The organism is Herbaspirillum sp. UBA812, assembly GCF_002296545.1.
Classification (GTDB): Bacteria; Pseudomonadota; Gammaproteobacteria; order Burkholderiales; family Burkholderiaceae_D; genus Herbaspirillum; species Herbaspirillum huttiense.
Genome location: NZ_DBIC01000239.1, coordinates 1 through 9,808, shown reverse-complemented (window position 1 = coordinate 9,808; position 9,808 = coordinate 1). Strand labels below are relative to the sequence as shown.

At 62.4% G+C, this 9,808-nt stretch carries 10 protein-coding genes; 6 read left to right on the top strand and 4 right to left on the bottom strand.

The features are described 5' to 3' along the window. Nucleotides 1-61 precede the first annotated feature (61 nt). The 5 genes from B3873_RS15615 (at nucleotide 62) to B3873_RS15595 (ending at nucleotide 5,507) form a co-directional block, all read left to right on the top strand. Nucleotides 62-958, top strand: a complete 897-nt coding sequence (locus B3873_RS15615; RefSeq protein WP_286867184.1) for a branched-chain amino acid ABC transporter permease — start codon at nucleotides 62-64, stop codon at nucleotides 956-958. A 1-nt stretch (nucleotide 959) separates the two neighbouring features. Then, a complete protein-coding gene (locus tag B3873_RS15610) occupies nucleotides 960-2,015 on the top strand; it encodes a branched-chain amino acid ABC transporter permease (protein WP_286867182.1) in 1,056 nt (351 codons plus the stop codon). Between the two features lie 46 nt (nucleotides 2,016-2,061). Further along, entirely contained in the window at nucleotides 2,062-3,378 is a 1,317-nt protein-coding gene (locus B3873_RS15605) for an ABC transporter substrate-binding protein (RefSeq protein ID WP_039790040.1), read from the top strand. Nucleotides 3,379-3,481: 103 nt separating this feature from the next. Continuing rightward, nucleotides 3,482-4,741, top strand: coding sequence for an SfnB family sulfur acquisition oxidoreductase (locus tag B3873_RS15600; RefSeq protein ID WP_051057714.1), 1,260 nt, complete (start codon nucleotides 3,482-3,484; stop codon nucleotides 4,739-4,741). A gap of 1 nt (nucleotide 4,742) precedes the next feature. After that, complete coding sequence (locus B3873_RS15595) at nucleotides 4,743-5,507, top strand: ABC transporter ATP-binding protein (RefSeq protein WP_286867179.1); 765 nt, start codon at nucleotides 4,743-4,745, stop codon at nucleotides 5,505-5,507. A 252-nt stretch (nucleotides 5,508-5,759) separates the two neighbouring features. Here the strand turns inward: B3873_RS15595 and B3873_RS15590 are convergent, their stop codons facing one another. From B3873_RS15590 to B3873_RS15575, 4 genes are read right to left on the bottom strand one after another with little or no spacing between them, the layout of a single operon-like run. Further along, nucleotides 5,760-6,428: a TorF family putative porin gene (locus B3873_RS15590; protein WP_039790038.1), complete on the bottom strand. Its 669-nt coding sequence runs from the start codon at nucleotides 6,426-6,428 to the stop codon at nucleotides 5,760-5,762. Nucleotides 6,429-6,452: 24 nt separating this feature from the next. Continuing rightward, entirely contained in the window at nucleotides 6,453-7,679 is a 1,227-nt protein-coding gene (locus B3873_RS15585; protein ID WP_286867176.1) for a S8 family peptidase, read from the bottom strand. Beyond that, nucleotides 7,676-8,302 carry a zf-HC2 domain-containing protein gene (locus tag B3873_RS15580; RefSeq protein ID WP_039790037.1) on the bottom strand — a complete coding sequence of 209 codons (627 nt, stop codon included), beginning with the start codon at nucleotides 8,300-8,302 and terminating at the stop codon, nucleotides 7,676-7,678. The genes B3873_RS15585 and B3873_RS15580 overlap by 4 nt, the downstream gene beginning before the upstream one ends. 9 nt (nucleotides 8,303-8,311) lie before the next feature. Then, nucleotides 8,312-8,872, bottom strand: a complete 561-nt coding sequence (locus B3873_RS15575) for an RNA polymerase sigma factor (RefSeq protein WP_039790036.1) — start codon at nucleotides 8,870-8,872, stop codon at nucleotides 8,312-8,314. A gap of 133 nt (nucleotides 8,873-9,005) precedes the next feature. Here B3873_RS15575 and B3873_RS15570 point away from each other — a divergent pair, with 133 nt between their 5' ends. Beyond that, nucleotides 9,006-9,593, top strand: coding sequence for a hypothetical protein (locus tag B3873_RS15570; RefSeq protein WP_209532241.1), 588 nt, complete (start codon nucleotides 9,006-9,008; stop codon nucleotides 9,591-9,593). The last annotated feature ends 215 nt before the right edge of the window (nucleotides 9,594-9,808 follow it).

The following is a 9,808-nucleotide window of genomic DNA, read 5'->3' as shown; positions in this document are numbered from 1 at the left end:
TGATCGAGGCCTATCTGGGCGTCGCCCAGCCTGGGCATCACACCACGCAGGAGGCCGCGTGATGGCTGACTTCGATTGGGTGTTCTTCGCCGAAGTGCTGACCGGTGGCCTGCTCTCGGGGGTGATGTATTCGCTGGTGGCGATCGGCTTCGTGCTGATCTACAAGACCTCGGGCGTGCTCAACTTTGCGCAGGGCGCGCAACTGCTGTTTGCCGCGCTGACTTTCGTGAGCCTGGTGGAGCGCGATGTTCCTTTCGCGCTGGCCTTGCTGCTGACGCTGGCGGCGATGATCCTGCTGGGCCTGTCGATCGAACGGGTGGTGTTGCGGCCCTTGCAGAACCAGTCGCCGATGACGCTGTTCATGGCCACGCTGGGTCTGTCCTACGTGATCGAGGGCGCGGCGCAATTGCTGTGGGGCACGCAGGTGCATGCGCTGGAGCTGGGCATCGCCGATACGCCCCTGCAACTGGGCGGGATGATGATTTCTTCCTTCGATCTCTTCGCCGCGGCTACGGCGGCCGTGATGGTGGCGCTGCTGTCGGCCTTCTTCCGCTACACCCGCCTCGGCCTGGAATTCCGCGCGCTGGCCGATGACGGCTTTGCCGCATTGGCAGTGGGTTTGCGCCTGCCGCGCATCCTCGCCGCCGTGTGGGCCACGGCCGGACTGATCGCACTGATCGCCGGTCTCTTGTGGGGCGCGCGCCTGGGCGTGCAGTTCTCGCTGTCGCTGGTGGTGCTGAAGGCCTTGCCGGTACTGGTGCTGGGCGGTTTCGATTCGGTACTGGGGGCCATCGTCGGTGGCCTGCTCATCGGTGCGCTGGAAAAACTGGCGGAGGTCTATCTCGGCCCGCTGGTGGGCGGCGGTATCGAAGGCTGGTTCGCTTACGTGGCCGCCTTGGCCTTCCTGCTGGTCAGGCCCAGTGGCCTGTTCGGCCAGCGTGCATGGCAAAGGGCCTGACATGACGACTTCTCTCGCTTCATCGCCGCGCGTGCTGCCCCTGCGCGGGCTCTCGTGGCGGCGTGCCGCACCCTGGCTGCTGTTGCTGGTGGTGGCCTGGGTGATCCTGCCCCTGTTCGCCTCGCCCTATGTCATCGATGCCTTGCTGATTCCTTTCCTGGCACTCTCGCTGGCGGCGGTCGGGCTCAATCTGCTGACCGGTTACGCGGGCCAGCTCTCGCTGGGCAGTTCGGCCTTCATGGCGGTGGGCGCCTTTGCTGCCTACAACCTCAACCTGCGCGTGGAGGGCCTGCCGCTGCTGGTCTCCATCGCGCTGGCAGGCGTGGCCGCGACCGTCATCGGGCTGGTGTTCGGCTTGCCCAGCCTGCGCCTGCGCGGTTTCTATCTGGCCGTCTCGACGCTGGCGGCGCAGTTCTTCGTGCAGTGGGTGCTGGTCAAGTTCAGCTGGTTCAGCAATGACAATCCGTCCGGCGTGATCGATGCGCCGCCGCTGGTGGTGGGCGGGCTGGCCTTCGATACGCCGGCGGGCCGCTACCTGTTCGCGCTGGCCATCGTCACGGTGCTGACCTTGCTGTGCTGGCGGCTGGTGCAGAGCCAGACCGGCCATCACTTCATCGCCGTGCGCGACAACGAACAGGCGGCCCGCGTGATCGGCGTGCCGGTGCTGCGCACCAAGCTGCTGGCCTTTGCCGTGTCGTCCTTCGTCATCGGCGTGGCCGGTGTGCTGTGGGGCTTCGTCTACCTGCGCACGGTGGAACCGGCCGGCTTCAATCTGGATCGTTCGCTGCAGATTCTCTTCATCGTCATCATCGGCGGGCTGGCGACCATTCGCGGGGCCTTCCTGGGGGCGGCGCTGATCGTGGTGTTTCCGCTGCTGCTGTCGCGCCTGGGCAGCCTGCTGCTGGGGCAGTGGTTCGACTCCGGCGTGCTGGAAATGAGCCAGCGCATCGTGCTGGGGGCGCTGATCATCTTCTTCCTCATCGTCGAGCCGCAGGGCCTGGCTGCCCTGTGGGGACGCGCACGCCGTCGCCTTCACAAGCGCGCGTCTGCGTCATAACTATTTACCTTCACTTCCACCCTCACCACGGAGAAGCTCTCTCACCATGCTGCACGCAAAATTATTAAAAACCTTCATTCTCTCCGCAGCCCTCCTGTCTGCAGGCCTGCAACATGCCCATGCCGATGAACAATTCTTCCCCCTGCAGAGTTACCGGGTGGGTCCGTATGCGGCTGGCGGGACCGGCTTCTTTGGCGGCTTCATCGATTACCTGAACCTGGTCAACCTGCGCGATGGCGGCGTGGGTGGCGTCAAGCTGACCTGGGAAGAAGGCGAGACCCAGTACGAAGTGGAGCGCGGCGTGGAAGTCTACGAGCGCCTCAAGCAGCGTCCCAACATCGCCACCTGGAATCCGCTCTCGGTCGGCATCGCCTACGCGCTGCTGGATCGCGTCACGGCCGACAAGGTGCCGCTGCTGACCATCAATCACGGCCGCACCGATACCACCGATGGCCGCGTCTTCAAGTACATCTTCCCGCTGCTGCTCAACCCTTACAGCGAGACCTCGGGCATCGTCAACTACATCGCCAGCAAGGAAGGCGGCAGCGACAAGCTCAAGGGCAAGAAGATCGTGGTGCTCTATCACGGTTCGCCCTATGGCAAGGAGACCATCCCGATCTACAAGCTGCTGTCGGAAAAATATGGTTTCTCGCTGCAGCAGATCGAAGTGCCGCACCCCGGCAATGACCAGCAGGCGCAATGGCTGGCGATCCGCCGCGCCAAGCCCGACTATGTGGTGCTGCGCGGCTGGGGCGTGATGAACCCGGTGGCGCTGAAGACGGCGCAGAAGTCGGGCTTCCCGGCGGATCACATCATCGGCAACGTCTGGTCCAATTCGGAGGAAGACGTGATCCCGGCCGGTGACGCGGCCAAGGGCTATGTGGCCATCACCACCGTGGCCGCAGGCGCGCAGTATCCGGTGCTGCAGGAAATCCAGAAGACCGTCTACGGGGCTGGAAAGGGCAACCTGCAGGATCCCAAGCGCATCGGCAGCGTCTATCACAATCTCGGCGTGCTCAACGGCATCCTCAACGTGGAAGCGATCCGCATCGCCCAGGCCAAATTCGGCAAGCGCACGCTCACCGGTGATGAAATCCGCTGGGGTCTGGAGAACCTCAATATCGACCAGGCCCGCACGGCTGCACTCGGTGCCAAGGGCCTGTTCCACTCCATCCACGTGACCTGGGACAACCACGAAGGCGATGGCCTGGTGGCCTTCCAGCAATGGGATGGCAAGCAGTGGAACGTGGTCTCCGACTGGATCGCCCCGGACTGGAAACTGCTGCGTCCCATCATCGAAAAGTCCGCCCTGGCCTATGCCAAGGAAAAGAACATCAAGGTGCGCAAGAGCATCGATGACTGAGGGCAGGCCGGTCCTGCGGTGACGCACTGGTGCACTGATGCGCTGTTGCGGGACCACCTGCCGTCTTCTTCCACTTCTCCATTTTTTTCTGAAAGGTCCGACCATGTCTGCCGTGCTCGCCCCCTCCACACAGTCTTATTCTCCCGCCAGCGGCCCGGTACCCGGCTTGCCGCGCGCGGCGCAACCGGCGCACGTGATCCGTGATGACGCCGAAGCCATCGCCGTCGCCCACACGCTGGCCAAGCGCCTGGCGCAAGGCGCTTCCGAACGCGATCAGCTGCGCCGCTGGCCGGTGGAAGAGATCGAGGCCTATTCGCAAAGCGGCCTGTGGGCCATCAACGTGCCGCGTGCCTTCGGCGGGGCCGAAGTCTCTTATGCCACGCTGGCCGAAGTGATCGCCATCATTTCCGCGGCCGACCCGTCGCTGGGCCAGATCACGCAGAATCACCTGGGCTTCGTGGCAGCGGTGCGCACCGTTTCCGACCCGGAACAGCAACAGCGTTTCTTCGCCGATTTCCTGCGCGGCGTGCGTTGGGGCAATGCCTTCTCCGAGTCGGGATCCAAGCGGGCTGCGGACTTCGAGACGCGCTTCGTCGATGCCGGTGACCACGTCATCGTGAGCGGCAAGAAGTTCTACTCCACCGGCGCGCTGCTGGCGCATTACGTGCCCATCGTCGCCAATGATGAAGAGAACCGCACCTGGTACGTGGTGGCCGAGCGCAATGCACCGGGATTGACCGTCATTGACGACTGGTCAGCCTTCGGCCAGCGCACTACCCTGAGCGGCACCGTCATCATCGATCAGGTGAAAGTGCCGAAGACGCATCTGATCCCGGCCTACAAGGGCTACCTGGAACCCTCCGCCGACGGCGCCATCTTCCAGATCATCCAGGCTGCGGTGGACGTGGGCATTGCCCGCGCCGCGATTGCCGATACCCAGGACTTCGTGCGCACCAAGTCGCGCCCGTGGATCGACAGCCAGCGCGATCACGCCTGGGAAGATCCGTATTCGATCCAGGCCGTGGGCGACCTGCAGATCCGTCTGCATGCCAGCGAAGCGCTGCTGGAACGCGCGGGCCGCGCCATCGATGCGGCCGTCGCCGCCCCCGATGCCGAGAACGTGGCGCGTGCGCAGATCCTGACGGCGGAAGCCAAGGTACTCTCCACCGAGATCGCCATCCACGCCACCAACAAGCTGTTCGAACTGGCGGGCACGCGTTCCACGCTGGGCCAGTACAACCTGGACCGTCATTGGCGCAATGCGCGCACGCACACGCTGCATGATCCGGTGCGCTGGAAATACGCCATCGTCGGCAATTACTACCTCAATGGCGTCAAGCCGCCTTTCCACGCATGGAGCTGAGATGAGTGCGCCGCTGTTGCAGATCGAGTCCATCGAGGTGCGTTACCAGGGCGCGCTGCTGGCCTTGCAGGGTGTGAGCCTGGACGTACAGGCGGGCGAGATCCACGCCCTGCTGGGAGCCAATGGCGCGGGCAAGTCGACCACGCTCAAGGCGGTCTCCAATCTGCTGGCGGCGCAGCGCGGGCAGGTGCGCGGCGGGCGCATCCTGTTCGAGGGGCGGGAGGTGGCGCGCAGCAGTCCTGCCGAGCTGGTGCGGCAGGGACTGGCGCAGGTGCTGGAAGGACGGCATTGTTTTGCCTCCCTCAGCGTGGAAGAGAATCTGCTGACCGGCTGGCCTGCGCACTTCACGCGGCGTGCCGTGCTGCGGGAGGCACTGGATCGCATCTATGCCTTCTTTCCGCTGCTGCATCAGCGTCGCCGCAGCCTGGCCGGGCTGTGCTCGGGCGGCGAGCAGCAGATGCTGGCCATCGGCCGCGCGCTGATCTCGCGGCCGCGCCTGCTGGTGCTGGATGAGCCCTCGATGGGGCTGGCACCGAAGGTGGTGGCGGACATCTTTGCGCAACTGAGCCGGCTCAACCGCGAGGAGGGCGTGGCCTTGCTGGTGGCCGAACAGAATTCGGCGGTGGCGCTGCAGTACGCGCATCGCGCCACGGTGCTGGAGCACGGGCACAGTGTGTTGAGCGGCGAGGCAGGGGCGTTGCGGGAGCGGGCCGATATCCGGGCCTTCTATTTCGGCGAGGGCCGGGCGTGGCAGGCGGCTGCTTAACGCTGTTGTGAAAGAGCATTAAGATTCCGTTAATGGTGCGAGACATGGAGTGCAACAGCTCGCAATCGGCGGATCTGTACGTTTCAGCCCATGCGGGCTTGGGCCGCTTTCTGATGCGTGCAGGGCCTGTTCAACGTTGCCTTTGCTGCTGATGGATGTAAGGCACTTCATTGAATGCCCAGCCTGGACGGCTTCTGCTCGCCAACCAGAGACCGTTCCATTTGGCCTGATGAACGGCAGGCGCCATCAACATCAGAACGAATAACTCAGATTCAGAATGACCCGGTTCGCCGCATTCACCGTGAGCGGCTCCGATGCCCGCACCATGTTGTAAGTCACCTGGCAATTCCAGAATCCGATATAGGTGCCGATCCCCAGACGCGTATCGAAGCGGTTGGAAAAGCGTTTGCTCTCGACCGCCATGGATTCCAGCCACCCCAGGTGCAGCGAAAGATATACGGAGGAAGAAAGAGGATGAGCCATGTTGAAATCGAGGTAGGTGGTCTGCTTCTTCTCACCCAGATAGCGCGGCGAATAATAGAGCCGCAAGGAATACCTTTCCTTGACGATGCCGGCGTAGAGTTCGGTGAAAACCAGGGAGGGAGCATCAAGCAGGCGCGTCATGTGCGCACCCAAGTCCAGGCTGGTGGTGGCATCCAGGCGCATCGCATTGCCACCGAACAGGACCAGCTGACCTACGCTCGCCTCATTCGAATTCCTGGCCCCGGAGCCGGATGCGCCTGCATACCAGCCATCCCGGAAATCATGGTTGAGAGTAGCTTGAACGACCGGAAGCCCCGACGAGAGGGAGATTCCGCGATACCAGTAGTCCGATGAGCCGCTGATGCTCTTGCTCATCTGCGCGAGCGCATCGGCGCTGATCATCATCAGCGCGACGGCGGCATACCTACGCAGGGGCATGATTCCCCGGAAGTGAAGCCGGATCTATTGGCATTCGCAGACGCATCTTTCCACCAGTTTCCTGAATGTCGCACAGACTTCGATATTACCGCTTCCTGCGCCGTCGATATAAGCGTTTCTGGTGATGACCGATTTGCGGATCTGTTCGGGACTGTCGCGGGGACGCAGTTGCACGAGCAAGGCTGCCAGTCCCGATACATGGGCGGCGGAAAAGGAGCTGCCTGATACCAGGTTCCAGGCGAAATGCGGCGTGGTCGTGGGGATACCCTGGCCGGGAGCGTAGAGCGTGGAGGCCGGGCGCGAGGGCAGGATCTTGTCGGCCACTGCAATGACGCCCGGCACGGAGGCCGGAAAGCCGCCGGCGGGATCGTCGCCGGAACTGGCGGCCACGATCAGCATGCCGCGCTGCTGGGCCACTTCGATGAGGCGTTTGATCAACTGGTCCCTGGGACCGGCGAGGCTCATGTTGATGATCTTGGCTCCGTTCAATATGGCGAAATTGAGCGCTTGCCCGATGGTAAAGCTGTTGCACAGACTCCTGTCGCCATTCTGCCAGCAGGCGCGCAGCGCCATGATCTTGGCATCCGGGGCGATGCCGGCGATGCCGATGTTGTTGTCCCGGACCGCTACGATGATGCCGGCCACGGCGGTACCGTGGGACTCGGCTGCATAACTCCGGTCGGTAACGAAGTTCTCTCTCTCGGTGACTTGTCCGGCCAGATCGGGATGATCATCCTCGACCCCGCTGTCGATGACGGCGATGCGCACGCCCTTGCCAGTGGCAACGGAGTGAATCCGGTCAAGATGCCAGAATCTGGCACTCGGCTGGATCGGATAGAGCGGATCCGACGCGCCCAGCGCGGTGAAGGAATTGATCTCCTGCGCCCATTCGACGCGGCTATCGGCGGAGACCAGCTTGACGGTCTCTTCCATGCTGGCACTGCCGGGAACGTTCATCACGAAGCAATCCACGCCCAGCGTGGACATGGGCCAACGCGAAACCAGCGTCAGCTGGTACTGATTGGCGATCTCCCGGGCAATCGTGAGTCGCGCATGGCCGGCCGCTTCGTTGCGATAGCCGCCGCCATAGCTGGAATCCGGCCGGAAGTGCGGTGCCGGCAGATGCAGCATCACCAGGATCTGGCGCGCTTCCGGCGGCCCCTGCGCGGGGGCTTCGGCCAAGGCGTGGGCGCCGGCCAGCAAGGCCAGCGAGACCAGCAGCAGCGCGGTCCATCGACGCGCCAGACTCATTTGCCCGGCCCCAGACTTTGCACCAGCGAGATTTCCGGTGCCTGCTTGAAGTGCCGCAGGGCGCTGCTCTCTTCGCCAGCAGGCATTTCGACCACGTAAGCGAAGGTCACCGTCGGCCCGGCGACGATATTGGCGTTGATGGCGCGCAGGATCTCCTGCATCCGCTGCACCGTCGTATCGGGTTTGAACACGATGGCGATCTTCATCTTTCCGCTATCTGCATCGCTCAGCGCCACGTATTGCTTGACGCCGGATTGCATGAACACGCCCAGGCCGAGCGCCACCACCAGCACCGCCTGGAGGGCGAGGGCGACCGGCATCCAGGGCTTGCCGACCAACAGGGAGGTCATGCGGCCAAGGAAAGAGGAGGTTTTTCCGGGCGCTCTCGGTTCGATGCGGGCCATCATCCGCGCGAGGCTCGCCTCGACGTCGGGAACGGCCTCCTGCTCCGTGTAGATTGCGGCTCTTTCGCTGCAGGCCCAGGAATAGGCCGCGCTGCACTCCGGGCAGGATTGCAGGTGCTCGCGTACCGCGCGCTGCTGCTCTTCGTTCAGCGTTCCGTTGACGAACCACGGAAGCAGCTTTTCGGTCTCGTCGTGGGAAAGAATTTCAATGTCTGTCATGACGCCTCCCTATGCGTATGCCGACAGGAAGACCTTCAGCTTCTGCCGCGCATAGAACATTCTGGTTTTCACCGTATTAATCGAACAACCCATGGTGTGGGCGATCTCGTCGTAGCTCATGCCATGGAAATAGGTCAGGGCCATCACGGTTCTGTGTTCAAAGGACAAGCGATCCAGGGCTCCGCCGATATGGCGCCGCAGCTGGGCCTCGCTCAACTGCTTGTCCGGCTCCACGAATTCATCGGCAACCATGCTCTCCTGATCCATTTCCACCGGAGTATCCACCCTGGACAAGGCTTTCAGCCCCTGCCGGTAGGCAATGGCAAAAATCCAGGTCGAGACCCGGGATTGTCCGTTGTAGGTATGGGCCTTGGTCCATACGACATACATGGTGTCATTGATGATCTCCTCGCTGAGCTGGCCGTCCCGGACAAGTCGCCGGAGAAACTGTGCCAGTCTCGGAAAATAGTGCCGATAGAGACGCTCGAACGCCCGCCTGTCCCCCTGGGAGATACGGTCGAGCAGGTCGATTTCTTCTTGTTCGATGGAATTGACTGAAGGTCCGGACATTGTTGCAATTTTTCTGTATGTGCCGTTGATGCCGACTTCTCGGCAAAAGGTTCATTCTGTTTTCATCTCATTTTTTGAACCTCTTCAGGCTCTCATCGTATTTACGTGCCAAGAACTTTTCTATTGAGGAATCATGAAACTCTTCCTGGACGTCACCCGCATTTCGATGATCTATCTTCACATCATCTCCATGATTGCCGCCGCGGTCTCCATCGTGATGGTGGACTTTCTTGTCTTCAACCGCCAGGGCAGTCCTTCCCGTGCCAGGCTCATTGAACGACTGGCAAGCATCGTGCTGATTTCACTGCTGGCATTGTGGGCCACCGGGCTGACGGTGATCGGCATCGATACCGGCTTCGATCCGCATCTCATCCTCCAGAACGGCAAGCTGCTGGCCAAGTTGCTGGTGGTGACGATACTAAGCATCAACGGTGTCGGCGTCCATTTTTACGTGTTGCCGCAGCTTGCCAATGCCACCCGGCGCAGCGCCGTGTTGGGCTTGACGACACTGGCCATCGGCGTGGTGAGTGCGGTGAGCTGGGGCTATGCCGCCTTCCTTGGCATTGCCAAGGCGCTCTCCCCCCACCTCGGCTTTGCGGGATTCATCGCCCTGTACGTACTGGCGCTGGTGATTGCATGGACCGTTGCGGTGACCATCGTGCGTCCCAGGTTGCTCAAGCCGCGTCAGCGGCAGGCGCAGCAAGCAGTGGTGATGTCCTGACCACCGTCAAGACCTGGCGAGGCCCGAGGGCCGCCTCAGGCGGAGCATTTCCGCTGTCATGCCGATATCGATGACATCGTGGATGTTTTTCTCTGCCCTCGTCGAAACGAATGCTTGTGGCTGATTTTCCTAGGGCCTGTTCACATTTAATCTGCGAGATGCGTTGCCCCCAGAAGGCGCGGTGGCAAGGTGCGCGTCAGGGCTGGTGGTGGTGC

Bases quoted from the DNA above. Each gene is read 5' to 3' on its own strand.
- B3873_RS15615 (WP_286867184.1), top strand. From the start codon at position 62: ATGGCTGACTTCGATTGGGTGTTCTTCGCCGAAGTGCTGACCGGTGGC.
- B3873_RS15610 (WP_286867182.1), top strand. From the start codon at position 960: ATGACGACTTCTCTCGCTTCATCGCCGCGCGTGCTGCCCCTGCGCGGG.
- B3873_RS15605 (WP_039790040.1), top strand. From the start codon at position 2,062: ATGCTGCACGCAAAATTATTAAAAACCTTCATTCTCTCCGCAGCCCTC.
- B3873_RS15600 (WP_051057714.1), top strand. From the start codon at position 3,482: ATGTCTGCCGTGCTCGCCCCCTCCACACAGTCTTATTCTCCCGCCAGC.
- B3873_RS15595 (WP_286867179.1), top strand. From the start codon at position 4,743: ATGAGTGCGCCGCTGTTGCAGATCGAGTCCATCGAGGTGCGTTACCAG.
- B3873_RS15590 (WP_039790038.1), bottom strand. From the start codon at position 6,428: ATGCCCCTGCGTAGGTATGCCGCCGTCGCGCTGATGATGATCAGCGCC.
- B3873_RS15585 (WP_286867176.1), bottom strand. From the start codon at position 7,679: ATGAGTCTGGCGCGTCGATGGACCGCGCTGCTGCTGGTCTCGCTGGCC.
- B3873_RS15580 (WP_039790037.1), bottom strand. From the start codon at position 8,302: ATGACAGACATTGAAATTCTTTCCCACGACGAGACCGAAAAGCTGCTT.
- B3873_RS15575 (WP_039790036.1), bottom strand. From the start codon at position 8,872: ATGTCCGGACCTTCAGTCAATTCCATCGAACAAGAAGAAATCGACCTG.
- B3873_RS15570 (WP_209532241.1), top strand. From the start codon at position 9,006: ATGAAACTCTTCCTGGACGTCACCCGCATTTCGATGATCTATCTTCAC.